Source organism: Limnobacter sp. UBA3528 (assembly GCF_002377005.1).
In the GTDB taxonomy this organism is placed as follows: domain Bacteria; phylum Pseudomonadota; class Gammaproteobacteria; order Burkholderiales; family Burkholderiaceae_B; genus Limnobacter.
Genome location: NZ_DFOZ01000019.1, coordinates 106,776 through 132,332, shown reverse-complemented (window position 1 = coordinate 132,332; position 25,557 = coordinate 106,776). Strand labels below are relative to the sequence as shown.

The 25,557-nt window shown below is 52.9% G+C and carries 28 protein-coding genes; 16 read left to right on the top strand and 12 right to left on the bottom strand.

The features are described from left to right. Positions 1 to 320 precede the first annotated feature (320 nt). From rplM to B4N58_RS05565, 7 genes are all read left to right on the top strand, one after another. On the top strand, positions 321 to 749 hold the full coding sequence (rplM, locus tag B4N58_RS05595; RefSeq protein WP_008251461.1) for a 50S ribosomal protein L13: 429 nt from the start codon (positions 321 to 323) through the stop codon (positions 747 to 749). Between the two features lie 8 nt (positions 750 to 757). Continuing rightward, positions 758 to 1,150: a 30S ribosomal protein S9 gene (gene rpsI / locus B4N58_RS05590; protein WP_105027036.1), complete on the top strand. Its 393-nt coding sequence runs from the start codon at positions 758 to 760 to the stop codon at positions 1,148 to 1,150. Between the two features lie 110 nt (positions 1,151 to 1,260). Then, positions 1,261 to 2,304, top strand: coding sequence for an N-acetyl-gamma-glutamyl-phosphate reductase (argC, locus tag B4N58_RS05585; RefSeq protein WP_008251465.1), 1,044 nt, complete (start codon positions 1,261 to 1,263; stop codon positions 2,302 to 2,304). Positions 2,305 to 2,322: 18 nt separating this feature from the next. Next, positions 2,323 to 3,039 carry a DUF6776 family protein gene (locus tag B4N58_RS05580; RefSeq protein WP_156799674.1) on the top strand — a complete coding sequence of 239 codons (717 nt, stop codon included), beginning with the start codon at positions 2,323 to 2,325 and terminating at the stop codon, positions 3,037 to 3,039. A gap of 15 nt (positions 3,040 to 3,054) precedes the next feature. After that, positions 3,055 to 3,456: a bactofilin family protein gene (locus B4N58_RS05575; protein WP_008251469.1), complete on the top strand. Its 402-nt coding sequence runs from the start codon at positions 3,055 to 3,057 to the stop codon at positions 3,454 to 3,456. Positions 3,457 to 3,479: 23 nt separating this feature from the next. Further along, on the top strand, positions 3,480 to 3,830 hold the full coding sequence (gene erpA / locus B4N58_RS05570; protein WP_008251471.1) for an iron-sulfur cluster insertion protein ErpA: 351 nt from the start codon (positions 3,480 to 3,482) through the stop codon (positions 3,828 to 3,830). Between the two features lie 232 nt (positions 3,831 to 4,062). Next, positions 4,063 to 4,797, top strand: coding sequence for an AEC family transporter (locus tag B4N58_RS05565; RefSeq protein ID WP_291746734.1), 735 nt, complete (start codon positions 4,063 to 4,065; stop codon positions 4,795 to 4,797). Positions 4,798 to 4,903: 106 nt separating this feature from the next. On the opposite strand, the gene miaA is transcribed toward B4N58_RS05565, so the two are convergent. Genes miaA through tsaE form a run of 4 tightly spaced genes read right to left on the bottom strand, consistent with a single transcriptional unit; the run spans position 4,904 to position 9,610 of the window. Further along, positions 4,904 to 5,860, bottom strand: coding sequence for a tRNA (adenosine(37)-N6)-dimethylallyltransferase MiaA (gene miaA, locus B4N58_RS05560; protein ID WP_291746731.1), 957 nt, complete (start codon positions 5,858 to 5,860; stop codon positions 4,904 to 4,906). 9 nt (positions 5,861 to 5,869) lie between these two features. Next, complete coding sequence (mutL, locus tag B4N58_RS05555) at positions 5,870 to 7,744, bottom strand: DNA mismatch repair endonuclease MutL (RefSeq protein WP_291746728.1); 1,875 nt, start codon at positions 7,742 to 7,744, stop codon at positions 5,870 to 5,872. A 30-nt stretch (positions 7,745 to 7,774) separates the two neighbouring features. Next, positions 7,775 to 9,079 carry an N-acetylmuramoyl-L-alanine amidase gene (locus tag B4N58_RS05550; protein ID WP_291746725.1) on the bottom strand — a complete coding sequence of 435 codons (1,305 nt, stop codon included), beginning with the start codon at positions 9,077 to 9,079 and terminating at the stop codon, positions 7,775 to 7,777. 45 nt (positions 9,080 to 9,124) lie between these two features. Further along, the gene (tsaE, locus tag B4N58_RS05545; protein ID WP_291746722.1) at positions 9,125 to 9,610 is read right to left on the bottom strand and encodes a tRNA (adenosine(37)-N6)-threonylcarbamoyltransferase complex ATPase subunit type 1 TsaE; all 486 of its coding nucleotides are present in this window, start codon (positions 9,608 to 9,610) and stop codon (positions 9,125 to 9,127) included. Between tsaE and queG the strand changes: the two genes are divergently transcribed. Next, the gene (queG, locus tag B4N58_RS05540; protein WP_291746718.1) at positions 9,609 to 10,694 is read left to right on the top strand and encodes a tRNA epoxyqueuosine(34) reductase QueG; all 1,086 of its coding nucleotides are present in this window, start codon (positions 9,609 to 9,611) and stop codon (positions 10,692 to 10,694) included. The genes tsaE and queG overlap by 2 nt on opposite strands. A 10-nt stretch (positions 10,695 to 10,704) precedes the next feature. Here queG and purM read toward each other — a convergent pair whose 3' ends face one another. Further along, entirely contained in the window at positions 10,705 to 11,745 is a 1,041-nt protein-coding gene (gene purM, locus B4N58_RS05535; RefSeq protein WP_291746714.1) for a phosphoribosylformylglycinamidine cyclo-ligase, read from the bottom strand. Between the two features lie 156 nt (positions 11,746 to 11,901). Between purM and B4N58_RS05530 the strand changes: the two genes are divergently transcribed. The 8 genes from B4N58_RS05530 to panD all read left to right on the top strand — a co-directional run bounded on the left by B4N58_RS05530 (position 11,902) and on the right by panD (position 18,021). Continuing rightward, positions 11,902 to 12,597, top strand: a complete 696-nt coding sequence (locus B4N58_RS05530) for an HdaA/DnaA family protein (protein ID WP_291746711.1) — start codon at positions 11,902 to 11,904, stop codon at positions 12,595 to 12,597. After that, positions 12,578 to 13,243: an HAD family hydrolase gene (locus B4N58_RS05525; protein WP_291746709.1), complete on the top strand. Its 666-nt coding sequence runs from the start codon at positions 12,578 to 12,580 to the stop codon at positions 13,241 to 13,243. The genes B4N58_RS05530 and B4N58_RS05525 overlap by 20 nt, the downstream gene beginning before the upstream one ends. After that, complete coding sequence (gene pcnB / locus B4N58_RS05520) at positions 13,240 to 14,697, top strand: polynucleotide adenylyltransferase PcnB (protein WP_291746706.1); 1,458 nt, start codon at positions 13,240 to 13,242, stop codon at positions 14,695 to 14,697. The genes B4N58_RS05525 and pcnB overlap by 4 nt, the downstream gene beginning before the upstream one ends. Then, positions 14,694 to 15,209 (top strand): 2-amino-4-hydroxy-6-hydroxymethyldihydropteridine diphosphokinase, encoded by a 516-nt coding sequence (folK, locus tag B4N58_RS05515; RefSeq protein WP_291746703.1) that lies wholly within the window; start codon positions 14,694 to 14,696, stop codon positions 15,207 to 15,209. The genes pcnB and folK overlap by 4 nt, the downstream gene beginning before the upstream one ends. 75 nt (positions 15,210 to 15,284) lie before the next feature. Next, on the top strand, positions 15,285 to 15,926 hold the full coding sequence (locus tag B4N58_RS05510; RefSeq protein ID WP_040513349.1) for a deoxynucleoside kinase: 642 nt from the start codon (positions 15,285 to 15,287) through the stop codon (positions 15,924 to 15,926). Between the two features lie 25 nt (positions 15,927 to 15,951). Then, positions 15,952 to 16,782, top strand: coding sequence for a 3-methyl-2-oxobutanoate hydroxymethyltransferase (gene panB, locus B4N58_RS05505; RefSeq protein ID WP_291746701.1), 831 nt, complete (start codon positions 15,952 to 15,954; stop codon positions 16,780 to 16,782). A gap of 7 nt (positions 16,783 to 16,789) precedes the next feature. Then, positions 16,790 to 17,641 (top strand): pantoate--beta-alanine ligase, encoded by an 852-nt coding sequence (gene panC / locus B4N58_RS05500; protein ID WP_291746698.1) that lies wholly within the window; start codon positions 16,790 to 16,792, stop codon positions 17,639 to 17,641. Continuing rightward, positions 17,641 to 18,021: an aspartate 1-decarboxylase gene (gene panD, locus B4N58_RS05495; protein WP_008251515.1), complete on the top strand. Its 381-nt coding sequence runs from the start codon at positions 17,641 to 17,643 to the stop codon at positions 18,019 to 18,021. The genes panC and panD overlap by 1 nt, the downstream gene beginning before the upstream one ends. 35 nt (positions 18,022 to 18,056) lie before the next feature. Here panD and B4N58_RS05490 read toward each other — a convergent pair whose 3' ends face one another. The 7 genes from B4N58_RS05490 to B4N58_RS05460 form a co-directional block, all read right to left on the bottom strand. Then, positions 18,057 to 19,088, bottom strand: coding sequence for an L-threonylcarbamoyladenylate synthase (locus B4N58_RS05490; RefSeq protein WP_291746695.1), 1,032 nt, complete (start codon positions 19,086 to 19,088; stop codon positions 18,057 to 18,059). Continuing rightward, on the bottom strand, positions 19,075 to 20,250 hold the full coding sequence (locus tag B4N58_RS05485) for a 5-(carboxyamino)imidazole ribonucleotide synthase (RefSeq protein WP_291739171.1): 1,176 nt from the start codon (positions 20,248 to 20,250) through the stop codon (positions 19,075 to 19,077). The genes B4N58_RS05490 and B4N58_RS05485 overlap by 14 nt, the downstream gene beginning before the upstream one ends. A 16-nt stretch (positions 20,251 to 20,266) precedes the next feature. Further along, a complete protein-coding gene (purE, locus tag B4N58_RS05480; RefSeq protein ID WP_008251518.1) occupies positions 20,267 to 20,788 on the bottom strand; it encodes a 5-(carboxyamino)imidazole ribonucleotide mutase in 522 nt (173 codons plus the stop codon). Between the two features lie 4 nt (positions 20,789 to 20,792). Continuing rightward, positions 20,793 to 21,689, bottom strand: a complete 897-nt coding sequence (locus B4N58_RS05475) for a phosphoribosylaminoimidazolesuccinocarboxamide synthase (protein ID WP_291746692.1) — start codon at positions 21,687 to 21,689, stop codon at positions 20,793 to 20,795. A gap of 85 nt (positions 21,690 to 21,774) precedes the next feature. Continuing rightward, entirely contained in the window at positions 21,775 to 22,839 is a 1,065-nt protein-coding gene (gene fba, locus B4N58_RS05470) for a class II fructose-bisphosphate aldolase (protein WP_008251521.1), read from the bottom strand. A 39-nt stretch (positions 22,840 to 22,878) separates the two neighbouring features. Then, positions 22,879 to 24,357 (bottom strand): pyruvate kinase, encoded by a 1,479-nt coding sequence (gene pyk / locus B4N58_RS05465; RefSeq protein WP_008251539.1) that lies wholly within the window; start codon positions 24,355 to 24,357, stop codon positions 22,879 to 22,881. Continuing rightward, positions 24,357 to 25,538, bottom strand: a complete 1,182-nt coding sequence (locus tag B4N58_RS05460; RefSeq protein WP_008251541.1) for a phosphoglycerate kinase — start codon at positions 25,536 to 25,538, stop codon at positions 24,357 to 24,359. Before B4N58_RS05460 ends, pyk begins: the two co-directional genes overlap by 1 nt. Positions 25,539 to 25,557 lie beyond the last annotated feature (19 nt).

Here is a 25,557-nt window from a genome sequence, read left to right as displayed (position 1 = left end):
CGCCGCAGCAGAAAAATCTCTAGAATTCAAATTGTAGTCACTTGAATGAACCACGAACCAAAAATCGCAGAGCTTCTTTCAAGTGCAAAGTTGTCTCCTCCACCCTCCTCCTTTGGTGGATTAAACCCAAGCACCTCACAGTGCTTGGGTTTTTTTTATGCAACATCCAAAAAAGTTTAACCGAAAGCAAAAAACTTTGCTAAAATCGCGGGTTACCTGTTGGGAGAGCCCCTCGGCTACAGACCTGCATAGTAATTGTGGGCTGTATGTACAAGTGGGGAGACAGGTAAAAAGCACTTTTTTATCTTTAAGGAAAAATCATGAAAACCTACTCAGCGAAACCCGGTGAGGTTAAACAAGAGTGGTTTGTGATCGACGGCACCGACAAGGTGTTGGGACGTGTAGCCAGTGAAGTTGCACGCCGCCTCCGTGGTAAACACAAACCTGAATTCACACCGCACATCGACACAGGCGACTTCATTGTTGTTGTAAATGCCGGTAAATTGCGCGTTACAGGTACGAAAGGCCTGAACAAGAAGTATTTCCGCCACTCTGGTTACCCCGGCGGTATTTACGAAACGAACTTTGACAAGATGCAAGAACGCTTCCCTGGCCGCGCGCTGGAGAAAGCTGTGAAAGGCATGTTGCCAAAAGGTCCTCTGGGCTACGCGATGATCAAGAAATTGAAGATCTACGCTGAAGCAGAGCACCCGCATTCCGCACAACAACCCAAGCCACTTGAAATCTGAGGTGAACCATGATTGGTGAATACAATTACGGAACCGGTCGCCGCAAAAGCTCAGTGGCCCGTGTTTTTATCAAGAAAGGTACTGGCCAGTTCATCGTGAACGGCAAGCCTTTGACTGAATACTTCGCTCGCGAAACAGGCCAGATGGTTGCACGTCAACCTTTGGTACTGACCGAGAACGTAGAAACTTTTGACATCAAGGTAAACGTACGCGGCGGCGGCGAAACTGGCCAGGCTGGCGCAGTCCGTCACGGCTTGACCCGTGCCTTGATCGACTTCGACGCAGAACTGAAGCCAACCCTGTCCAAAGCAGGCTTGGTGACACGTGATGCACGTGAAGTTGAACGTAAGAAAGTGGGTCTGCGTGGCGCCCGTCGCCGCAAGCAGTTCTCCAAGCGATAAACCAGCGCCAAGCTGTCATATCGTTTACACCCAGCAGCCCTCCCAGCTGGGTTACAATCGAAAGCCGCACAAATGTGCGGCTTTTTTTCTTTTCAGCACAAGGATTAGTCATGATCAAGGTAGGCATTGTCGGCGGAACCGGTTACACAGGGTCTGAACTTCTTCGCCTGTTGGCCCTGCACCCGCAGGCAGAACTGAAAGCAATCACATCACGTGGCGAAGTTGGCCAGCCAGTAGCAGACATGTTCCCGGCTCTGCGCAAACGCGTGAATATCGCTTTCACCGAACCTACCTTCGAATCCCTGAAAGAATGCGATGTGGTGTTTTTTGCCACCCCTCATGGTGTAGCCATGGCCCAGTCCGCTGAACTGGTGAATGCGGGCATAAGGGTGATTGATTTAGGCGCAGACTTCCGCCTGAAAGACACCGCCGAATTCGAAAAATGGTATGGCATGCCACATTCAGAGCCCGAGCTACTAGGAAATGCCTGCTATGGCTTGGTTGAGTCAGCACGCACCGAACTGAAAAAAGCGAAGTTGGTGGGTTTGGCCGGTTGCTACCCCACGGCTGTGCAATTGGCGCTAAAACCCTTGATCAGCGGTGCAAATCCGTTAATTGACGAGAGCAGCATTGTGGCGGACTGCAAATCGGGGGTCTCCGGCGCGGGTCGCAAGGCGGCAGTCGGCTCCCTGTTTTCAGAGGCGGCCGAAAGTTTCAAAGCCTATGGTGTGAGCGGCCATCGCCACTTGCCAGAAATTGAACAAGGTCTTGAGTTGATCTCGGGGCGCAAAACCCAAATTACCTTCACACCTCACCTGGTACCCATGGTTCGTGGCATTTTGGCGACCACTTATGTCAGGTTGAACGAGCTGGGTAAGAACACCGACATTCAGGCCTTGTATGAACAACACTACGCCAACGAATATTTCGTCGATGTGATGCCCAAAGGTTCACTGCCTGAGACCAAATCTGTGCGGGGCTCCAACTTTGTACGAATTGCACTGCATCGCCCACAGGGCCGCGACACACTGGTGATAGTTTCGGTGATCGACAACCTGGTGAAGGGAGCCGCAGGGCAAGCTGTACAAGCCATGAATGTGATGTTCGACCTGCCGGAGCACATGGGGCTGGAGCAGTTGCCACTGGCACCTTAATTACAAGGATTTTGCGGTTTGAACCCCAAAAAAACTCACCATTCACGCCGAACTCTATTGCCGGGGGTGCAACGCTCATCTCGATTTGCGTTTGCCTATGGCCTGCTGCTTGGCTTGTCAATTCTGGGTGCCTGTGCGGCCTATGCCATGTGGGGCCCTGAAGACAACGCCATTCAAAAGCTGTTTTCCACCCAGGAGATTGAGGTTCTAAACGACCAGTTGACCGAACTTCAAACCAAAACCGTTGAGCTTCAAGATGAAATCTCCCGCACCAATGAATTGGTGAAGCTCGACAAAGAAGCGCGCAGCAAACTTAACCTGCTGATCACCAACCTGGAATCAGAGAATGCAAAACTGAAGGAAGACCTGGCATTTTTCGAAGGATTTATTCCAGGCAGCCTGCAGGGTGCTATTTCATTAAAGCGACTGCAAGTGAACAAAGACACTGTTCCGGATCAATACCGCTACAAAGCACTCGTGATTCAAGGTAGCCAACGCCCCGAAGTGACACTGAATGTGCAGGTTTTGATTAAAGTGTTGAACAAAGGGGAATCCAGTGTCATAGTTTTACCGAACGCTGAATCGTCCGAAGACCCCCAGTTCAAAATCAAACTGACCCGTTTTTCCAGGGTGTCGGGCATGTTTTCCCTTCCCGAGGGCAGCAGGTTGCAAAGCGTCGAAATGAGAATTCTGGAGGCCGGCGCTATTCGCGCTCAGTCCACCATCAAACTTTGAAGGGGTTTTAAACGCATGTTCTCTAAAAAAAATACCAAGCGGCTGCTGCCAATCCAAAGTCTGGTTGGTGTGGACATGATTCTAAGAGGCGACTTGCGCTTCAAAGGCGGCCTGCGCATTGATGGCGAAGTAGACGGTAACGTGATTGCAGACGAAAGCGCACAATCGCTGCTGGTGATTTCAGAAACCGGCAAGGTACGTGGCAGCGTGCGTGTTGGGCATGTTGTGGTCAGCGGCTTGATTGAAGGTCCGATTGAAGCCAACCAGCTTCTGGAGCTACACCCTTCCGCAAATGTCTCGGGTGACGTAAGATATAGGGCATTGGAGATGCATCCAGGTGCGGTCGTAGACGGTACCTTGCACCATGAGAGCGAAGAAGTCGTGCCAGGCAAGCTGGCTTTGGCTTCCAGCAAGTAATTCCAGCAAAAAGGCAGGACAAGATGGACGTAACTACAGAACAACCCAGTGTATTGGTTTTCACTGATTCAGCCGCAGCCAAAGTGCGCGACCTGATCAATGAAGAAGGCAACCCCAACCTGAAACTGCGCGTATTCGTGCAAGGTGGTGGCTGCTCTGGCTTCCAGTACGGCTTCACTTTCGATGAAGATGTGAATGAAGACGACACGGCGCTGGACAAAGGTGGCGTGACTTTGCTGATCGATTCCATGAGCTACCAGTACCTGACTGGTGCCGAAATTGATTACAAAGAAGACATCAACGGTGCGCAGTTTGTGATCAAGAACCCAAACGCGACAACCACTTGCGGTTGTGGCTCATCGTTCTCTGTCTAAAACAGGCACGGTATAAACAAAACCCACCTTCGGGTGGGTTTTTTATTGGCTCAACAATTACACACAATTGTCCCCACTACTTCTTTTTCCCGACTTTGCAATTATCGCGCTGGGCTACTTACTGCGCCGCTTCTGGATGGCACCTGCCGCTTGGGTCACCATAGAGAAACTGGTTTACTTTGTGCTGTTTCCCTGTCTACTTTTTTTCTCAGTAGTCTCAAGCAATTTTGATGTGAACACCGTTGGAGCCTTCGCCTTGGGTGGGCCTGCGGTGATCTTCACGGCATTTGTGCTGGGGTGGCTCGGTTTGCTGGTCAGCAATATGGGACGCGTGGACTTTGCTTCTGGCCTGCAAACCGCTTACCGGTTTAACTCCTACATTGGCCTGGCATTGGCCAGTCGCTTGGGCGGCCAATCGGCTGTTGCCAACATCGCTATTTTGCTGGCGCTGGGAGTGCCGCTGTGCAATGTGTTGGCAGTAGGCACAATGAGCAAAGGCGGCCGATTGGGCGCGTTTGTAGACATTCTGAAAAACCCATTGATTATCGGAACCTGCCTGGGGATTGCAGCGAAGTTGATGGATGTACAGGTGCCTGAACCAGTCATGCTGACACTGGAACGTTTGGCGCAAGCAGCGGTGTCGCTGGGCCTGCTTGCTGTGGGAGCAGGCTTGGTATTCTCTGGTTTGAAAGGTAATTGGCCAGTGTCAATTTGGTGGTTGTTTGTGAAACTGTTGGTGTCACCTTTGGTGGCTGTTCTGTACGCACACTTCACGGGGCTTGCGCAAGAACAGACCATGGTGCTGCTGGTGTTTTCAGCAATTCCATCTGCGTCGAGTGCCTATATTCTGGCAGCGCGTATGGGCGGAAATGCACCACTTGTGGCGTGCCTTATTTCCATGTCAACGGTGGGAGCCGCTGTAACCTTGCCTTTGGTGTTTGCGATGGCACAGCGTTTTCCCTTGTAATAACGCTCGTTTATTTGGCCCACTCGGCTTGGGTTCCGACCTCTGCGGCTTTGTTAATAGCTCAATCGGCTTGGGTGCCGGTTTAAGCCAACTTGGCAGTGAGCCGTCAAGGCAGCAAAGCCTCAATCTGCTTTTGAATCCAGGGCTTCACCGATTCAAGCCAATTCGCTTGCAATGGGTCAACCACCTCTTTGTTCGCAGTCGAGCGCAGCCAGGTAATTTGCCGCTTGGCCAATTGGCGAGTGGCAGCAACGCCGCGGTCTATCATTTGCTGCCGTGTGCACTGGCCGTGCAAATGTTCCCACACTTGCCGATAGCCCACACAGCGCATGGAAGGCATGCTTTCGTCCAACACGTACTTGTGGCGAAGCTCGATGACCTCCTCAACCAGACCTTGGGCCAGCATGTTCTGAAAACGCGACTCAATTCGCTTGTGTAACACAGCCCGGTCAGAGGGCTCTATGGCCAAGGTAGGAATTTGCAAATCTGCCTGCTGATCCCGCAAATGAAAATTAGACAGCGGTTGACCGGTAATTAGAAAAACCTCAAGTGCGCGCTGCAACCGCTGGGAGTCATTGGGTTTTAAGCGCTGGGCGGTAACCGGGTCTACCTCGGCCAGCCGGGCGTGAATTGCGGGCCACCCCTGCTCTGCAGCCTGTTGTTCAATTGTTTGGCGAATTTCAGGATTGGCAGCGGGAAGATCGTCCATGCCACTGACCAGCGTTTTGTAGTACATCATGGTGCCCCCCAAAATCACAGGTACTTTGCCTCGCGCCCGGATATCCTCAATCAACCTGTGGCATTGAATCACAAATTCAGCGGCGCTGAACGCGTCGCTGGGTGTGATGATGTCAATCAAATGATGAGGCACCGAAGCCAGTTCTTGAGGGGTTGGCTTGGCAGTGCCGATATTCATGTCCAGAAACACCAGTGCTGAGTCCAGACTAATAATTTCGATGGGGAATCCTTGATCAGCCATCCACAGCCCCAAAGCTGATTTGCCCGAGGCCGTAGGACCTAGCACAGCCAAGGCTGGAATAGAACCGATGCTGGAGTTGACCACCCTGCCCCCTTACTGGCCGCGCAAAAACCATTTGTCCATTTCAGACAAACTGAAATGGCGCCATGTGGGCCTACCGTGGTTGCATTGGTCCGACCGCTCTGTACGTTCCATTGAACGCAACAGTGCATTCATTTCCGGCACAGTGAGTTTTCTGTTTGCACGCACTGCGGTGTGGCAGGCCAACCCAGCGAGCCATTCGTTGCGCTGGCGCTCGAGCACATGGGCCACACCGTATTGGTGCAAATCTTCAAGCCACTGTTGAAGTAATGCGGACAGGTCTTGCCCCGCCAACATGGTGGGCACGGCACGTACTGCGATTTCCTGGGTGGAAATCAGGCTCAATCGAAAACCCAACTTTTCCCAAAGATGCTGACCGTGGTCTACTTCACTGGCCAGGCGTGGATCGATTTGTACCAACAGGGGTACCAGCAACTCTTGGGATGAAATAGTTTGCTGATTGTCCAGTGCATTCTTGAATTGTTCGTACAGCACCCGCTCATGGGCGGCATGCATGTCAACCACCACCATGCCATCAGGGCGCAAAGCGAGTATGTAAATACCGTGCACCTGCGCAATGGCCTGTCCCAGATATTCTGCTTCATCGGCCGCCTGGCTGGGTTGCGTATTACCCGGCATTTTCGGTTGCGCAGTGATGTTGGCAGGTCGTGGTGCTGACTGTGCCGGCGCCAAAGGTCGGTAGGCTTGAATGTAATCTGCAAGCTCCTCGCGCAGAAAAGGAAGTGCGGCACTTTTTGCCTGAACCTGAATCGCAGGCGAGGAATCACTGGATGCCCGCCATACATTGCCACTTCCACTGGTTGTGGCAGACGGTGTCGCGATGACGGGTGCTGAAACACCAACACTTGAGGGGGAATCGCTGAGCGGAACTACGGCTCGGGAAGGCGCCAGGCAGGCCTGAATAGATTGACGTACCCATTGATGTACAGCCCGCGCATTTCTGAACCGCACCTCGGTTTTTGCGGGGTGCACATTCACATCTACCTCGTTGGCCGGCAAATTCAGAAACAACACAAATGCCGGAAACTTGTCGCCATGGAGTACATCTTCGTAAGCGGACCGCACAGCATGGCCGATCAGTTTGTCTTTTACAAAGCGGCCATTGACGTAGAAAAACTGCATGTCGCCTTTGCCGCGAGCGGCATCGGGCAAACCCACAGCACCATGCAATTGCATGTCAGCAGTTTGAACATCAATCGGCTTAGAGGCACCATTGGCCATGGTTTCGAGAATGCTGAACACTCGAGCGCTCCAGCTACTTTCCTGAAAACGGCTTTGTAATTTGCCATCGCGATACACCAGCCAAGTAACCGAAGGGTTGGCCAAAGCCATGCGTTTGACCACATCCAGACACTGAAAAAACTCAGTTTGCTCGGTTTTCAGAAATTTTCGACGTGCTGGTGTGCTGAAGTAAAGCGATTGCACATCCACTGTAGTACCCGGGCTTGCTGGTGAAGGCTCTACAAGCCACCGCCCGCTCTGATTGCTGATGCTGTATGCGCTTTCCTGACCTTTGGGGTAACTGCTCAGCGTAAATTGACTGACTGAAGCGATGGAGGCCAAGGCCTCACCGCGAAAGCCCAGACTCAGCACACTTTCAAGCTCGCTTAGCGATTGAATTTTTGAGGTGGCGTGGCGTGTAACTGCCAACTCGAGTTCGTCTTTGGGTATGCCTTTGCCGTTGTCTTGAATACAAATTCGTTGAATACCGCCGCCATCAATTCGTACCGTAATTTCAGACGCGCCGGCGTCCAAAGCGTTTTCAAGCAGTTCTTTGACAACCGAAGCAGGACGATCAACCACTTCACCAGCGGCAATTTGGCTGATCAACACATCGGGCAACAGGGATATCGGGCGGTGGCTCATCCGCCCATTATAAGTGGCAGCACACCCGGTTTAAGTCAGAGGAGTGCGGGCAACAGGGGGGTTCTTGGCAAAGTAATTGGCAATACCTTTGGCAATTGCTTCCGCCAGTTCTTGCTGATGGGCCGGATTGGCCAGTTTTTTCTCCTCATCCGGATTACTGATGAAGGCGGTTTCGATCAGAATGGATGGAATATCGGGCGCTTTCAGCACGGCGAAACCAGCCTGCTCTACACGCGGCTTGTGCAGGCGGTTTACCTTGCCCAAATTGCCGAGTACCGCGTCGCCCAGCTTCAAGCTGTCGTTGATTTGGGCAGTGGTGGATAAATCGAGCAGAACACGGGCCAGTTGCGAATCGGTGCCTTTAATGTTCACACCACCGATCAAATCAGAGGCATTTTCCTTGTTGGCAATCCATTTTGCTGCAGTGCTTGAGGCACCACGCTCGGACAAAACATAGACCGACGATCCGCCCGCGGTGGGTCGAATAAAGGCATCCGCATGCACAGACACAAACAGATCGGCATTTACACTTCTCGCCTTCTGAACCCGGGTATTCAAGGGTACAAAAAAGTCGCCATTGCGGGTCAACATGGCCCGCATGCCGGGCATTTTGTCGATTTCTGCCTTTAGTTTTTTACTAATCGCCAACACCACATTTTTTTCATAGGTGCCACCTTTGCCCACGGCGCCTGGGTCTTCACCGCCATGGCCCGGGTCAATTGCAACCGTGATGATTCGCCGCAGTTCTGGTACTGACTTCTTTTCAACTGGTGCATTTGGCTGAGCCTTGGCCATTTCTGTTTTGCCGGTGCCTTTTTCTGGCGCCACACCTTCCAGCTTTAAAGTACCGTTGGTTTCTGACTCGGCCAAACGCAGAGCACGGGAAATTTCGTCCTCCCGCATGGCGGGATCTTCAGCCTTTTGCAGCAGAGCCAGCAAGGGATCAGCCGGATTCTTGGGGTAAAAATCAACGACAAATCGATTCTTGTACTCGGCAATTGGATCAATCGTGAAAATCTCGGGCTTGACTTCAGCCTTTAGATCGAACACCAACCGCACCGTGTTCGCATCGTATTGCCCAACACGAATTTGTTGAACGTAGGGATCGTCCGGATGCAGGCGGCTGGTCAGGTCTTTGAGGGTGTTGTCGAGTCGCATGTCAAGCAAATCGATGACCATGCGCCAAGGATTTTCAATCAGGAAGTGTTTGTACTTGATGGCCCCGGCGTGCTCAAGCGTAACCCGGGTGTATTCATCAGCAGGCCACAGGCGCACATCGACAAACTTCACCTGGTCAGCCGCAAATGCACCCACCGGGATCAGTTTCAGAAGCATTCCTGCTCCAACGGTTTTCAACAAATCGCGACGCGAATTCATAGGCTATTGTTGTTCGTTCAGTTTTTCTACCAAATGCTGCCCGCTTACCGACAGGGCTTTCACCTCGATGCCTCGCCCAGTTGTTTCATGGCTCGGCAGCTGGTGATAACTCAGATAAATTTCGAGATCAGCGGGTGGAAGCAGGCCGCCCGCTTTTTCCGGCCATTCGACCAAGCAAATGGCAGTTTCCTCAAAATAATCACGAAATCCAGATTCTTCCCATTCATTCTGATCGAAGAATCGATAAAAATCAAAGTGATACACAGAATAATTCGAGAAATTGTAAGGTTCTACCAACGCATAGCTTGGACTTTTAACTGCACCCTGCACGCCCAAAGCCCGCAAAAACGCACGCACCAATGCTGTTTTACCTGCGCCCAAAGGGCCGGAAAGGTAGATGCGAAGCGGTGCTTGCGCAAGTTTGGCCAGCTTTTCCCCTACACTGTGGGTTGCGGCGTCATCGGGTAAATGGCAGGTATAAGTTTTCATGCAGGCTCATCAAGAACAAGAGAACTGGGCATTGTTACAACGTGTGGCCAAAGCGCAGGGGTTGGGCTGCATGGGTGTCAGCGACACCCACTTGCAAGCCTGTGAACCACATTTGCAAGCTTGGCTTAATCAGGGCATGCACGGCGAGATGGCCTACATGGAGCGCCACGGACTGAAACGCCTGAATACAGACACCCTGTTTCCCGGTGCGATTCGAATCGTATCACTGCGCGTGCCGTATGTGCCTGAAACAACGCTGAACCAGCCCGATGCGGCGACATTCACCGAGAAAACCCTGAGTGAAATCGAGGCCCGTGACACACCGTATGTCAGTTTGTATGCCCGGGGACGCGATTACCACAAAGTGATACGCCAGCGCCTCAAACGATTTGCAGATGCAGTGAATTCAGAGGTGGCCGGATTCGGATTTCGTGTAGCAGTGGACAGTGCTCCCACAGCCGAAGTGGAGATTGCCCGCAAGGCGGGTTTGGGCTGGCGTGGTAAACACACCTTGTTGATTCATCCCGATGAGGGTTCGCTGTTTTTTCTGGGTGAAGTGTTTACGAACATGCCCCTGCCCCTGAGCGGCGAATTTGGAAAAAATCACTGCGGTACCTGCAACAGTTGCATGACAGCCTGCCCCACCCAGGCCATTGTGAAACCCTATCAAGTTGATGCACGACTGTGCATCTCGTACCTGACCATTGAACACGACAGCGAGATACCCCTGGAACTGCGCCCGCTCGTGGGCACCCGAATTTATGGTTGTGACGACTGCCAATTGGCATGCCCATGGAACAAGTTCGCCAAGCCTGCGCAGTATGCCGACTTCAACCCACGCGCCGAGTTTGAAAAACCCGACTGGTTCGACATGATGCGCTGGACTGAGGATGAATTTTTAAAGCGGACCGAAGGCAGCGCCATCCGCCGTATTGGCTACAAGCGGTTTAGAAGAAATTTGGCAGTGGCTGCGGGTAATAGCGTTGGAGTGATGGGCATTCGAGAAGCGCTTCTCGGCATGCGGAAAACAGCCGATGCATTCCTGATGGAGCACATCGACTGGGCTTTATCCAGACTTGATTAATCTCAAAAAGTCAGTGCGCTGGCCGAACAATGGTATGCGCTTCACCTTCTACACGCGGCCGAACCACACCCACCTGGTAAACCTTCTCGCCCGCTGCGCTTAACAAATCCATGGCAGCCTTGGCCTGTTCAGCAGGCAAAACCACAATCATGCCGATACCGCAGTTGAACACGCGATTCATTTCATCAAACGGCACCTGACCGTTTTCCTGTAGCCATTTGAACAGTTCTGTTTCTGGCCATGTGCCACGGTTCAGTTCGGCCACCAGGTTATCGGGCAACACACGTGGAATATTTTCAACCAAGCCACCGCCCGTGATGTGTGCCAAGGCGTGCACGGAGACCTTCTTGATTAGTTCCAAAACTGGCTTCACGTACATGCGCGTGGGTGCCATGATGGCTTCACGCAGGGGCATACCATCGCAAAGCTGATTCAAGTCAGGCTGGGCACGTTCCAGAATTTTTCGCACCAGTGAAAATCCGTTGGAGTGAATACCGTTTGAAGCCAGACCCAAAATGACGTCGCCGGCCTTCACTTTACTGGCATCCAGAATTTCAGACTTTTCAACAATACCCACGGCGAAACCAGCCAGATCGTATTCGCCATCGGGGTACATGCCGGGCATTTCGGCGGTTTCACCACCGATCAGCGCGCAACCGGCCTGTTCGCATCCGTATGCAATGCCGCCCACCACACTCGCTGCTGTTTTTACGTCGAGTTTGCCGCAGGCAAAGTAATCAAGAAAATAAAGGGGCTCGGCACCTTGGACCAAGATATCGTTGGCACTCATGGCCACCAGGTCAATACCCACTGTGTTGTGAATGTTCCACTCAAAGGCAAGGCGCAACTTGGTACCTACGCCGTCGGTGCCTGAAACCAGCACGGGCTCTTTGTAGCCTTTAGGCACTTCGAACATGGCACCAAAACCACCAATACCAGCCAGCACGCCTGGGCGCATGGTGCGTTTGGCCAAGGGTTTGATTGCGTCAACCAGATCATCACCGGCTTGCATGTCAACGCCGGCGTCTTTGTAGGTCAAGGGAGAATTCATTAAAATTCGGTCCGAAAAATTGTGGAGCTGGGTTGCTTGCTTCAGGTTTGTGGCCGCAAGCGCGAGTCGGTGTATTTTAACCGAGACGGGGCGTAAAAAGTGTTATTCGAGGGTATTATTGGGGGCTGCTCGATTCCCCCCGCTTTGGCAATGCCCATGCAACAGTTGCTTCTCGATGTGTTCACGCCCCCCAGGCCGACACTGTCCAACTTTCTGATTGGGCAGAATGGGCAGCTTGTGCATGAATTGCGGGAACTGATTAACATGAAGGGAACCAGTCCGTTCGTTTACATCTACGGACCTTCAGGTTGCGGCAAAAGTCATTTGTTGCGGGGCGTGGCCGGCCAATTGGGCGTGAATGTGCTGGAAGGTGGTAATCGTTTTGTTTTCAGGCCCACTGAACAAGCCTTGGTCATTGACAACATCGACCGCCTGACCCCGTATTCGCAAGTGCAATTGTTCAATGCTTTCAATTCAAGCATGGCCGAGAACAAACCCGGTAAAATTGTGTTGGCGGGTGAGCTCCCTACCATCGAGCTGAAGTTGCGAGACGATTTGCGCACACGCATCGAAGCTGGTTTGTGTCTGCGCGTACAACCCTTGAGCGATCAGGAAAAACATGAAGCACTGCAAGCTACGGCTCAATCGCGAGGTTTGCAACTGAGCGAGGAAGTCATTGAGTACGCACTTCGCTATTTTCAGCGTGACATGGGTTCGCTAATGGCGGTGATGGACGGGCTGGATCGCTTTTCCCTTGAACAACAAAAACCAGTGAGCGTGAATTTACTGCGCCATTGGATGAAACGACGAGAAAGTCTGGTAATTCGAGAATATGAAACTCGCACTGTTTGACCTGGACAACACCCTGTTGCCCATTGACTCCGACCATGGATGGTCGCAATTCCTGATCAACAAAGGCGTTTTGGACCGGGCCGAGTTTGAAGCGAGAAACGATCAGTTTTTTGCAGACTACAAGGCTGGCACGCTGAACATCGACGAGTTTCTGGATTTTCAGTTGCGCCCGCTGCGCGACAACAAACGGACACAACTGGCAATTTGGCACAATCAGTTCATGGCGGAGGTGATTCGACCCAACATGAAACCAAGCGCCATTGCGCTGGTAAAACATCATCAGGCCGACAATGCAGTGTGCGTTATCATTACTGCCACCAACAGCTTTATTACCCAACCCATTGCACAGGCGTTTGGTATTGAGGCCCTGATTGCAACCGAACCTGAACTGGTCAATGGCGAATACACGGGCAAGGTCACTGGTGTGCCCAGTTTCAGGGAAGGCAAGGTGACCAGGCTAAACGACTGGCTAGCGGCGAAAAACTGGACTCTGAGCAGTTTCGAGAGCAGTCACTTTTACAGCGACTCCATCAACGACCTGCCTCTTCTGGAATGCGTCAGCCACCCGGTTGCCGCAAACCCCGACCACAAACTGGCTGAAATTGCACAAACACGCGGCTGGCCCGTACTTGAGTTGTTCAAATGATCAAGAAACTGTTTAAACGGATGTTTTCCAAGCCGGCTACGCTAGGGCGTGAAACCCCGGGACCAGCAGCCCACTTGAACATGGGAACACCCAAGAAAGTGAAAGCCAGCTACGGCGTACACAAACCCAAAGTATGGGGTGTGGCCGAGCATAAAATTGATCGCCGCCTGGTTAGCCACAATGCGATCCGCGTGTGCGAAACCTTGCAAAGCAAGGGTTACAAAGCCTTTGTTGTAGGTGGCGCTGTGCGTGATCTGCTTTTGGGCATGCGCCCAAAAGACTTCGACGTGGCCACTGACGCAAGCCCTGAACAAACCCAACGGCTGTTTCGCCGCGCACGGGTTATTGGCAGGCGATTTCAAATTGTGCATGTGATGTTTGGCCCTGAAACCATCGAAACGTCGACCTTCCGAGCCTTGGCCAGTGCCAGCAACGAAAAAGATGAACATGGCAGGGTGCTGCGCGACAATGAATTCGGGCGGCAAGACGAAGATGCGTCGCGACGGGACTTTACCGTGAACGCCATGTACTACGACCCCAGCACAGAAACCGTGTGGGACTACCACCACGGCATGGAAGACCTGCGTGCACGAGTGCTGCGTATGATTGGGGAGCCCAGCCTGCGCTACCGCGAAGACCCCGTGCGTATGCTGCGTGTAGTGCGTTTTGCGGCGAAACTCAATTTCGAAATTGAACCCGCCACCTACGCGCCGATTGCGGAGTTGTCTGACTTGCTGCGCAATGTACCCGCCTCGCGCCTGTTTGATGAGATGCTGAAACTGCTGATGAGCGGCTCTGCCATGGCCTGCCTGAAAGGTTTAAGGAAGGCGGGTTTGCATCACGGTGTATTTCCCCTGCTCGATGCAATTCTGGAACATGAACGGGGTGAACCCTTTTTGACGGAGGCTTTGGCCCGCACCGACAAACGTGTCAAAGAAGGCAAGCCACTTAGCCCCGGTTTTCTGTTTGCCTGCCTGTTGTGGCATTTGGTGCTGGAAAACTGGGAGAAAAAACTTGAACAGGGGGAACTGAAATTCCCGGCCCTTTTCGCTGCAATGGACGATGTGCTGGCCGAACAGGCCGAGCGTACAGCTATTCCCCGTCGCCTGACTGGTGACATGCGTGAAATTTGGGCATTTCAACCGCGTTTCGAAAAACGCGCAGGCAAAGCACCGTTTCGCATGCTGGAGCAGCAAAAATTCCGGGCGTCACTGGACTTCTATGAATTGCGTGCAATGGTGGGCGACATAGACGCCGATGTTGAATTGGCTGAATGGTGGCGGGAGTTTAGCGATGGCGATGTGAATAACCGCCAGAATATGCTGGACGCGCTGCGTGGAACACCCGCGGGTACTGATGGAGCAGCCAAGAAAAAACGACGTCGCAGAAAACCCAAATCAGGCACAAGTGCACAAGGTGCAAGCCCTGCGGGACAGGAGCAACAAGGCGAGTGAGCGCCGAGGTGAGTCTTCAATTGAACCCTACGCTGAGCCACACCCTGTGCTACCTGGGTTTGGGTGGCAACTTGGGGCATCCCATGGCCTTGTTCGATGAAGTAATTGACTATTTCCGAGCCCATTCTTGCGCCAAGGCGGTGCGGGAATCTCTGCGATTTGAGAGCGCCCCGGTGGATGCCACAGGCCCGAACTACGTGAACTCCGTGCTGGAATTGATGTGGCAAGGCAATGCCGAACAACTATTACATACATGTATGGCCATTGAGTCACAATTGGGGCGGGTTCGTACCACGCGCAATGCCCCACGCCCCATCGACGTGGATGTGCTCTTGTTTGGCCAGCAAACCGTTAATACCTCACAACTTAAAGTGCCTCACCCCCGCATGCACTTGCGGCGTTTTGTGCTGGATCCGTTGCTGCAGTTAAACCCGGAAATCGAGATTCCCGGCCTGGGCCCGGCGAAAAATCATTTGCCGGGCACGCTGGATCAGATCGTCAAGGCAATTTGAACTTTTTTTCCAATACCAGCTTCACCCCTGCGCTACACTGAGGCCGCGCGCAAGCCACCCACCGGAGAGTAAAACTTGTTGTCAGAAAAGTATCGCCACATCGTGATTGAAGGCCCAATTGGCGTGGGGAAAACCTCGCTGGCCCGACTGATCGCCCAGCGATTTCAGGCAGAGCTGTTGCTCGAGAAGCCTGAAGACAATCCGTTTCTTGAGAAGTTTTATCAAGAACCTGCACGTTATGCCCTGCCCACCCAATTATTTTTTTTGTTTCAGCGCATTGGGCAACTGAGGGATTTAACCCAGCGGGACTTTTTCGAAAACATGGTGGTCAGTGACTTTCTGCTGGAAAAAGACCGAATGTTTGCCAGCCTGACGCTGGACGAAGAAGAACTGAAGCTTTACCAGCAAATTTACCAGCACCAAAGCCCTCAAACCAGCGTGCCTGATTTGGTCATTTACCTGCAAGCCTCGCCACAGGCACTGATTGAACGGGTGCAAAAACGCGCAACGCCCTATGAGGTGAACATTACCGAGGCGTACCTGTCTCAGTTAAGCGATGCGTATAGCCGGTTTTTTTACCACTACGACGACGCACCCTTGTTGATTGTGAACACCGAGCATTTAAACCCGGTTGACCATTCCGAAGACTTTGATTTGTTGCTGAATCAGATTGACGGAATGAAAGGTCGACGCGAGTTTTTCAATTGGTCTGAGTAACACACACCCTACACGAGAGCACACCATGAGCGCACAACCCCAAGCCGCTGCCAGCAGCACACGCAAGGCTGTTACCTTGCCCGCTCTGCTTGAGATGAAAAAAAATCAGGAAAAAATTGCCATGTTGACCTGCTACGACGCTTGCTTTGCCAGCGTACTCGATGCAAGTGGCGTGGATATTCTGCTGATTGGCGACTCGTTGGGCATGGTACTGGCCGGAATGCCCAGTACCCTGCCTGTGACCATGGAAATGATGGAATACCACACACGCTGTGTAGCCGCTGGCAACAAGAATGCATTTGTGGTGGCAGACATGCCCTTTGGCAGCTACCAGGAAAGCGCAGAGCAGGCCTACCGCAATGCCGCGAAGCTGATGGCAGCGGGCGCGAATATGGTGAAACTGGAGGGCACAGCATGGTTGGCCCCAACGGTTGAATACTTGACCACAAGAGACATTCCTGTGTGTGCACACCTGGGGTTGACACCGCAATCGGTCAGTGCACTGGGGGGTTATCGCGTGCAGGGCCGTGACGCAAAAGCCGCAAAGACACTGAAAACCAACGCCAAGGCAATGCAAGAGGCTGGCGCACAAATGGTGCTGTTTGAACTGATTCCGGGCAAACTTGCAGCGGATATTTCGAAAAGCCTGACTGTGCCAACCATCGGCATTGGTGCCGGGGTTGATTGTGACGGACAAGTTTTGGTGCTACACGACATGTTGAATGTTTTTCCGGGCAAAAAACCGAAGTTTGTGCGCAATTTCATGGATAATCAGCCCTCGATTCAAGCTGCCGTGCAGGCCTATGTGTCTGCAGTGAAAGACAAATCCTTTCCTACAGCAGAACACACATTCTGAGTATTTGATGAGACAGATTTCTTCAATTTCCGAGCTGCGCGATCAACTGCGTGGTCAAAACCGGGTGGCTTTTGTACCCACAATGGGCAATTTGCATGAGGGCCACATGTCCCTGATGCGCATTGCCGCCAAACACGGTGACCCCGTGGTAGCGAGCGTGTTTGTGAACCGTTTGCAGTTTGGCCCGAATGAAGATTTCGACAAATACCCGCGCACCATGCAAGAGGACGCAGAAAAACTGGAAAGAGAACAGGTGTATGTGATGTTCGCACCCACCGAGCGTGACCTGTACCCCGAACCCCAGGATTACCGCGTAAAACCGCCCGATGACCTGGGCGGCACGCTGGAAGGGGAATTTCGCCCAGGCTTTTTTGAAGGTGTCAGCACTGTAGTCACCAAGCTGTTTAATTGCGTACAACCCAAAGTGGCGGTATTTGGCAAGAAGGACTACCAGCAACTGATGATTATTCGGCGCTTGGTCGCCCAACTGGCCATGCCCATTGAAATTATTGCGGCTCCAACCGTGCGGGCCGAGGACGGCTTGGCGCTTTCGTCACGCAACCGTTACCTGAACGAGCAAGACCGTGCCGAAGCACCGTTTTTGTATCAACTTTTGAATGATCTCTCGAATCAGGTAAAATCGGGTCGCCCGAATTTGGACCAGTTGGTACAATTGGAGCGCAATTGCGCCGACATGCTGGCAAGCCGTGGCTGGAAGCCCGATTATTTTGAGGTACGCAGGCAATCAGACCTGCAGCGCCCCACCGATGAAAACCTGTCCGATCAAACGCCGCTGGTTATTCTTGCAGCGGCCAAGCTGGGTCAAACCCGCCTGATCGACAATCTGGAGATTGACTAATGCATCGTGAGATGTTGCTCGGAAAAATTCACCGAGCCAAAGTAACCCACTGCGAACTGCACTACGAAGGTTCTTGCGCGATTGATGAAAATCTTCTCGAAGCGTCGGGCATTATTGAATTTCAGCGCATCGACATTTACGTGATCGACAATGGCGAGCGTTTTTCAACTTATGCCATCAAGGGTGAGCGCGGAAGCGGCATGATTTCACTGAATGGTGCGGCTGCACGCCGTGCTCAAAAGGGTGACTTGGTGATTATTGCGGCCTATGGCACGCTGGATGACCAAGAATGCAAAACATTCCAGCCCAAGCTGGTGTTTGTGGACGACAACAATGTGATTGCCGAGCAGCGCGGGCACATTCCAACCCAACAAATGTAATTAAGCCAAGCCAGCGTTTAACCCAGGCAGGCAAATCAGGCGGAAGCGCGTTTCAAGCGGTCGTTGACCGCTTCCCATTCCTGATTTTGCCCTGGCCTTTCGAACAACAATTGTTTGCAGGCCAATTCGTCAGCCTGTCTCAATGTCGCGTACAGTGCTTTGGCTACCTCTGCTGGTTTGTCACTCAAAGCTTCAACCAACACTTCCCCGAACTTTTCTCGCAGTGCGTCGGCTTGCGCCAAGAATTCATCGGTCCAGCCCACACACAAGGTTTTATTCTGCAACTGCAGAGCAGCCAATTCACTGGCCTGCAATACCCAAACTTTGGCATCCGGGCTGTAGTGCTTTTCAAGCGCCCCTGAAACCCGTGGGTTGGCATGTGGGGTTTTCGAAACCTCAACATGACTTTTCACGGGTACGCCCAGCACCGCCTCTATTTGTGCAGCAGTAATGGCACCCGGCCGAAGTATGGCGGGTTGCTCTTCAAGCAGTGAGACGATGGTGGATTCAATGCCCACTTCGGGCATATCGCCATCAAGAATGAACGGAATTCGATCGCCAAGCTCGGCAAGTACATGGCTTGCGCGTGTGGGGCTGACTTTGCCAAACCGGTTGGCGGAAGGCGCAGCCACTGGCACCCCAGTGGCCTTTAACAGCTTGATTGCAACCGGGTGGGAGGGGCAACGAATACCCACAGAATTCTGCCCGCCAGTCACTTCAAATGGCATGCGCTCACCTTTGGGGACCACCAAGGTAAGTGGACCAGGCCAAAAGGCATTCATCAACTTTTGCATGGTGGGGGTAAGCTCAGCCACCCAGCCGACCAAATTTGCGCCGGGAGCCACATGGGCTATCAGCGGGTGTTCAGTAGGCCGGCCCTTGGCTTTGAATATACCTTGAATGGCATCAAGCCTGGAAACGGCGGCGCCCAGGCCAAACACGGTCTCTGTTGGAAAAGCGACCAAGTGTCCGTTCTGAAGTGCTTGGGCACAACGCTGAATATTCGCATCACTGGCGGCCAACAGTTCGGCATGCATGTGAGGCATGCCGGAATCAGTCGTCGTCATCGCCAATGCCCAGAATATCCCGAACTTCTTGGGCAACCGCCAGGGCACGGTCAAGGGTTTCGGCAATCACCGTGATGTGGCCCATCTTGCGCCCAACCCTAGCCTGCTCTTTGCCATACAGGTGAAGTTTCACCTCGGGAATAGCCAATACTTTTTCCCAGGCAGGTTCGCGCGTGCTGCCGTCTTCGCCGTACCAAAGGTCACCCAACAAATTCACCATCACAGCCGGGCTGTGCTGGCGAGTGTCGCCCAAGGGCAAACCGGCAAGCACACGGGCCTGTTGTTCGAATTGACAGGTGACACAAGCGTCAATGGAGTAATGACCACTGTTGTGGGGGCGCGGTGCAATTTCATTGACCACCAGGCCCAGATCATCGACAACAAAAAACTCGACACACAGCACCCCCACGTAATCAAGGGCGCCGGCGATGGAAATGGCGTTGGCGCGGGCTTGAGCAGCCATGGCATCATCAATGCGGGCAGGCACAATGGTGGTGGCCAGAATACCTTTGCGGTGGTGATTTTCAGCCACAGGAAAGGTGGCACATTCACCTTTGTGGTCACGCGCCACAATCACCGACATTTCCTTTTGCAGGTTGAGACGCTTTTCAAGCACACATTCCACTTCATTCAGATCGGCGAACGCCTTGCGTACCTCATCCAGCGTTTTCACACGAACCTGGCCCTTGCCGTCATAACCCAAACGGGCTGTTTTTACGATACCTGGCAGCAAATGCTCAAGATCATCGGTGATGTCAGTTGTGCTGCGTAGGGCCGCATGAGGTGCAACAGGCACGCCACAACCTGTGATGTAGGCTTTTTCTTCAATGCGGTTTTGCGCCACACCCACCGAGAAGGCCGACGGGCTGACTGGAATGCTTTTGGAAAGTGTATCCAGCGCCAAAGCAGGTACGTTTTCGAATTCGGTGGTGACACCCACGCAACGTTGGGCCAGGCGCGCCAGGCCTTGATCGTCCATGTAATCGGCAAGCACCTGGTCGTCAGCGACTGAACCAGCAGGGCCGTTGGCGACCGGGTCGAGCACCAGCACTCGATAACCCATGCTTTGTGCGGCCATGCAGAACATGCGGCCCAATTGGCCACCGCCCAACAGACCCAGCCACTGGCCGGGTTTGGCTGTTTTGAATTCGATCTTGCTCATGTGTTTGGCTTAAAAATCAACGCAAAGGGGGCAGTTCCATTTCACGGGCCACATTGGACTGGCTCACGCGAAAATCCTGCAATTTCTGGTTTAGTTCAGTGTTGGTCAAGGCCAAAATGGCAACGGCACCCAGAGCGGCATTGGCTGCACCCGCCTCGCCAATGGCAAAGGTGTGCACCGGAATTCCCTTGGGCATTTGAACAATGGACAACAGGGAATCTTCTCCGCGCAGGTACTTGGAAGGTACAGGTACGCCCATGACCGGAACAATGGTTTTCGCTGCCAGCATGCCGGGCAGATGCGCCGCACCGCCAGCACCGGCAATGATCACCTGAATGCCACGGGTGGCCGCAGTTTCTGCGTAGGCAAACATTTCATCAGGCATTCGGTGCGCGGAAACCACACGGGCTTCATAGTCCACGCCAAAGTCGCGCAATACCTGCACGGCGTTTTTCATCACTTCCCAATCGGAAGACGAACCCATGACCACGCCCACTTTGGGATGGTCAGAGGTGTGCAGGTGTGTGGCTTCGTTCATGTGCTTATCCAATCCAAAGGCGGCCAGTCAAAATTTCATAGGCTTGACGATATTTGGCCGCTGTTTTGTCGATGATGTCTTGTGGCAGTGTAGGCGCTGGTGCCTTTTTGTTCCAGCCCGGTACGCTTTCCAGATAATCGCGTACAAACTGTTTGTCGTAAGAAGGTGGGGAAATGCCCACCTGGTACTGATCTGCAGGCCAAAAACGGGAGGAATCGGCAGTCAACACCTCATCCATCAAGGTCAAGGTGCCGTTTTCATCCAGCCCGAACTCAAACTTGGTGTCTGCAATAATAATGCCCTGGCGCGCCGCGTAGTCACTGGCCTTGGTGTATAAAGCGATGGACACATCGCGAATTTGCTTGGCGAGATCCCTGCCAACCACGTCGCTCATGGTGTCGAAATCAATATTCTCATCGTGCTCACCCATTGCTGCTTTGGTGGCTGGCGTGAAAATAGGCTCGTCCAATTTGGCAGCCATTTGCATGCCTGGGGGCAATTTGATGCCGCACACTGCGCCAGTGGCCTGGTAGTCTTTCCAGCCAGAACCGATCAGGTAACCACGCACCACTGCTTCGATAGGCAGGGCCTTCAGCTTTTTGACCACCATGGAGCGGCCCTTGATCTGCGGCGCTTCTTCGGCAGACACCACAGTTTCAGGGGAAATTCCAGTCAGGTGATTGGGTACCACATCGGCCAGAATATCGAACCAGAACTGGGCCATTTGGGTCAGCACCATGCCCTTCTCGGGAATGGGTTGATCCAGAATGACATCGAAAGCAGACAGGCGGTCGCTGGCCACAATCAACATTTTGTCGTCGCCAACAGAAAAATTTTCCCTTACCTTTCCACGGTGCAACAAAGGCAGGGAAGTCAGCTTGGTTTCAAACACAGTACTCATTCAAATGGCCTCGTGGGATTCAGGCTTTAAAAATAAAACACGCGGGGCACAGCCCGCGTGAGCTTCTACAGGCGCTATTTCTCGCTTACTGAACGATCTGTGCGAGTTCGCCCTTGGCATATTTCTGTGCAATTTCGCTCATGGGAATTGGCTTGATCTTTGCCCCCTGCCCTTCACAACCAAACTCCATGTAACGCTGTTTGCAAATTTGCTTGGCAGCTTCACGCGCAGGCTTAAGCCACTCACGGGCATCGAATTTATCAGGATTCTCGAACAGGAACTTGCGAACCGCACCAGTCATGGCCAGGCGAATGTCGGTGTCAATGTTGATTTTGCGCACGCCATACTTGATAGCTTCCTGAATTTCTTCCACGGGCACGCCGTAGGTTTCTTTCATTTTGCCGCCGTACTGGTTGATGATGGCCAGCAATTCTGCGGGCACGGACGATGAGCCGTGCATCACCAAATGCGTATTGGGAATTCGAGCATGAATTTCTTTGACACGCGAAATGGCAAGAATATCGCCGGTGGGCTTGCGGCTGAATTTGTAAGCGCCGTGGCTGGTACCGATGGCGATTGCCAGCGCATCCAGTTGAGTGCCTTTCACAAACACTGCTGCCTCTTCAGGGTCGGTCAGCATCTGGCTGTGGTCCAGCTTCACATCCGCACCAATGCCATCCTCTTCACCGGCTTCACCAGTTTCCAGATTACCGAGACAACCGAGTTCACCTTCTACGGTCACACCAACCTTGTGGGCCATTTCTACAACTTTGCGGGTTACTTCAAGGTTGTAATCAAATGAGGCTGGCGTTTTTCCATCTTCCATCAGCGAGCCGTCCATCATGACGGAGCCAAAACCCAGATCGATAGCACCCTGACACACCTTGGGGCTGGTACCGTGATCCTGATGCATGACCAAGGGAATATGCGGAAAGGCTTCCACAGCCGCTTGAATGAGGTGCTTGATGAATGGCTCGCCTGCGTACTTGCGGGCACCCGCGCTGGCTTGAAGAATAACAGGCGCACCCACTTCATCAGCGGCGGCCATAACAGCCTGAACCTGTTCCAGATTGTTCACGTTGAAGGCGGGGATGCCATAGCCGTTTTCAGCGGCATGGTCCAGCAGTTGGCGCATGGATACGAGAGGCATTTCAAAGTCTCCGAAAAATAAAATTAGTCAAATAACTGGTTAATTCAGCAGGCCAATGTGTTCGCCAACGCGAACTATTTTCATGGTGTTGGTTCCACCCGATTTACCAATTGGCTCACCGATGGTGATCACGATCAAGTCACCCAACTCAACCACTTTGGCATCCAGCAAAGCCTGCTCCGATTTCGCCAGCAACACTTCACGGTCCTCTGTTTCGTACTGCATCATGACCGTGCGCACATCGCGATACATTGACAAGCGACGGCGGGTTTTTTCCTCGGGTGTGAGTGCAAAAATTGGAACGCCACTGTTCAACCGCGACATCCACAATGCTGTTGACCCGGACTGGGTCAGTGCGGCAATCGCCTTCACCTCAAGGTGGTGCGCAGTAAACAAAGCAGCCATGGCAATCGACTGGTCAACACGCTTGAATTTGCGGTTCAGGAAATCAGTGTCCAGGCTGATGGTGGCTGACTTTTCTGCCTCAACGCACACTCGGGCCATGGCCACGATGGTTTCCACAGGAAACTTGCCCGCAGCGGTTTCGGCCGACAACATTACAGCATCGGTTCCATCGAGCACTGCATTGGCCACGTCCGACACTTCAGCGCGAGTGGGCACAGGGCTTTCAATCATGCTTTCCATCATTTGCGTGGCCGTAATGGTCAACTTGTTGGCTTCCCGGGCTGCGCGAATCAGGCGCTTTTGGGCTGCAGGTACAGCGGCATCACCAATCTCAACTGCCAAATCACCACGCGCCACCATCAAACCGTCGCAAGAGCGAATCAAGTCATCCAGATTCTCCAAAGCCTCGCAACGCTCAATCTTGGCGATCATCATGGCGTGGCCACCTGCTGCGCGAGTCAGTTCTCGAGCCATGTACATGTCTGCGCCGCTTTTTGGAAAGCTGACCGCAATGTAGTCTGCCTCGAAGGCCACCGCGGTGCGAATGTCCTCCATGTCTTTGGATGTCAGCGCAGGCGCAGAAAGGCCACCGCCCAATTTGTTGATGCCCTTTCGGTTTTTAAGCACACCACCCACTTCAGTTTCGCATTGGATTTGACTAGGGGTTACTTTTTTGACCTTAAGTACAATTTTGCCGTCATCGAGCAACAGGGTGTCCCCTGTTTTCACATCATTCACCAGCTCGGGATAATCCAACCCAACGCGCTCATCATCGCCTGAGTCACACTTGGCTTCCAGCACAAAGGGCTGACCATTGACGAGGTTGGTGGACCCATTTGCAAACACACCAATTCGAATTTTAGGCCCTTGTAAATCGGCCATCACAGCGATGTCTCGCTTCAAACGGGCTGCGATTTCACGCACTGTTTTGACCCGGTCAATGTGCTCTTGGGCTGTGCCATGAGAGAAGTTGACCCGCACCACATTCATGCCCGCGGCGATCATTCGCTCAAGAACTGCGGGATCAGTGGATGCCGGCCCCAAAGTGGCCACGATTTTGGTTTGACGGGGTACGTACACGTTGGGCACCAATTTGCTCCCTGAGTTGGCCATCAAGCCGCTCTCTGTTGAAGAATTTCCACGGCTGGCAGGGTTTTACCCTCCAGAAATTCAAGGAATGCACCGCCACCGGTGGAAATATAACTGACCTGATCACCGATGTTGTACTTGGAAATCGCAGCCAAGGTATCGCCGCCACCCGCAATCGAAAAGGCCTTGGAATTTGCAATGGCCATGGCCAGGCGCTCAGTGCCTTTGCCAAACTGGTCGAACTCGAACACTCCCACAGGGCCGTTCCACACAATGGTGCCTGCTTTGTCCAAAATGGCAGCCAGTTCCTCGGCTGTGTTAGGGCCAATATCGAAAATCATGTCATCTGCGGCCACATCAGCCACCTTTTTACTGGTGGCATAAGCTGTCGGGGAAAACTCTTTGCCCACCACCACATCACTGGGAATTGGCACGGCAGCGCCACGGGCTTTCATGTTGTCGATAATTGTTTTGGCCTCATTGACCAGGTCGTGTTCAGCCAGCGACTTTCCGATGGGCAAACCCAGCGCAGCCATAAATGTGTTGGCAATACCGCCGCCCACAATCAATTGGTCTACTTTGTTGGCCAAGCTGTTCAGAATGGTCAGTTTGGTTGATACCTTAGAACCCGCCACAATGGCCACCATTGGGCGCTTGGGTGCTGAAAGTGCTGCACCCAAGGCGTCCAGCTCAGCCGCCAGAAGCGGACCTGCACATGCCACTGGCGCATATTGGGCTGCGCCGTGCGTAGTGGCCTCCGCGCGGTGGGCGGTACCAAAGGCATCATTAACATAGATGTCACAGAGCGCAGCAATTTTTTGTGCCAGTTCAGGGTTGTTCTTTTTCTCGCCTTTGTTGAATCGGCAATTTTCCAGCAGCAATACTTCACCTGCTTTCACGTCCACGCCATTCACCCAGTCTTTCACCAGACGCACAGGGCGACCCAACAATTCACCCAGGCGCGCCGCCACAGGCGCCAAACTCAGCTTCTCGTCGTACTCACCCTCGGTAGGACGACCGAAATGGCTGGTCAACAGCAAAGCAGCATTGTTGCTCAAACAGTATTCAATGCCCGGCAAGGAGGCACGAATGCGGGTGTCTTCCGTGATGTTGCCATTTGCATCCACTGGCACGTTAAAATCGACGCGGATCAACACGCGTTTGTTGGATACGTTTTGGTCGGTCAGGCGCAGGAAACGCAACATTGCTGTTCAACTCTCAAGG

What these genes read in the sequence shown, in the direction of transcription:
- rplM (WP_008251461.1), top strand. Translation starts at nt 321, where the DNA reads ATGAAAACCTACTCAGCGAAACCCGGTGAGGTTAAACAAGAGTGGTTT.
- rpsI (WP_105027036.1), top strand. Translation starts at nt 758, where the DNA reads ATGATTGGTGAATACAATTACGGAACCGGTCGCCGCAAAAGCTCAGTG.
- argC (WP_008251465.1), top strand. Translation starts at nt 1,261, where the DNA reads ATGATCAAGGTAGGCATTGTCGGCGGAACCGGTTACACAGGGTCTGAA.
- B4N58_RS05575 (WP_008251469.1), top strand. Translation starts at nt 3,055, where the DNA reads ATGTTCTCTAAAAAAAATACCAAGCGGCTGCTGCCAATCCAAAGTCTG.
- erpA (WP_008251471.1), top strand. Translation starts at nt 3,480, where the DNA reads ATGGACGTAACTACAGAACAACCCAGTGTATTGGTTTTCACTGATTCA.
- mutL (WP_291746728.1), bottom strand. Translation starts at nt 7,744, where the DNA reads ATGAGCCACCGCCCGATATCCCTGTTGCCCGATGTGTTGATCAGCCAA.
- B4N58_RS05550 (WP_291746725.1), bottom strand. Translation starts at nt 9,079, where the DNA reads ATGCTTCTGAAACTGATCCCGGTGGGTGCATTTGCGGCTGACCAGGTG.
- queG (WP_291746718.1), top strand. Translation starts at nt 9,609, where the DNA reads ATGCAGGCTCATCAAGAACAAGAGAACTGGGCATTGTTACAACGTGTG.
- tsaE (WP_291746722.1), bottom strand. Translation starts at nt 9,610, where the DNA reads ATGAAAACTTATACCTGCCATTTACCCGATGACGCCGCAACCCACAGT.
- purM (WP_291746714.1), bottom strand. Translation starts at nt 11,745, where the DNA reads ATGAATTCTCCCTTGACCTACAAAGACGCCGGCGTTGACATGCAAGCC.
- B4N58_RS05530 (WP_291746711.1), top strand. Translation starts at nt 11,902, where the DNA reads ATGCAACAGTTGCTTCTCGATGTGTTCACGCCCCCCAGGCCGACACTG.
- B4N58_RS05525 (WP_291746709.1), top strand. Translation starts at nt 12,578, where the DNA reads ATGAAACTCGCACTGTTTGACCTGGACAACACCCTGTTGCCCATTGAC.
- pcnB (WP_291746706.1), top strand. Translation starts at nt 13,240, where the DNA reads ATGATCAAGAAACTGTTTAAACGGATGTTTTCCAAGCCGGCTACGCTA.
- panB (WP_291746701.1), top strand. Translation starts at nt 15,952, where the DNA reads ATGAGCGCACAACCCCAAGCCGCTGCCAGCAGCACACGCAAGGCTGTT.
- panC (WP_291746698.1), top strand. Translation starts at nt 16,790, where the DNA reads ATGAGACAGATTTCTTCAATTTCCGAGCTGCGCGATCAACTGCGTGGT.
- panD (WP_008251515.1), top strand. Translation starts at nt 17,641, where the DNA reads ATGCATCGTGAGATGTTGCTCGGAAAAATTCACCGAGCCAAAGTAACC.
- B4N58_RS05490 (WP_291746695.1), bottom strand. Translation starts at nt 19,088, where the DNA reads ATGACGACGACTGATTCCGGCATGCCTCACATGCATGCCGAACTGTTG.
- B4N58_RS05485 (WP_291739171.1), bottom strand. Translation starts at nt 20,250, where the DNA reads ATGAGCAAGATCGAATTCAAAACAGCCAAACCCGGCCAGTGGCTGGGT.
- purE (WP_008251518.1), bottom strand. Translation starts at nt 20,788, where the DNA reads ATGAACGAAGCCACACACCTGCACACCTCTGACCATCCCAAAGTGGGC.
- B4N58_RS05475 (WP_291746692.1), bottom strand. Translation starts at nt 21,689, where the DNA reads ATGAGTACTGTGTTTGAAACCAAGCTGACTTCCCTGCCTTTGTTGCAC.
- fba (WP_008251521.1), bottom strand. Translation starts at nt 22,839, where the DNA reads ATGCCTCTCGTATCCATGCGCCAACTGCTGGACCATGCCGCTGAAAAC.
- pyk (WP_008251539.1), bottom strand. Translation starts at nt 24,357, where the DNA reads ATGGCCAACTCAGGGAGCAAATTGGTGCCCAACGTGTACGTACCCCGT.
- B4N58_RS05460 (WP_008251541.1), bottom strand. Translation starts at nt 25,538, where the DNA reads ATGTTGCGTTTCCTGCGCCTGACCGACCAAAACGTATCCAACAAACGC.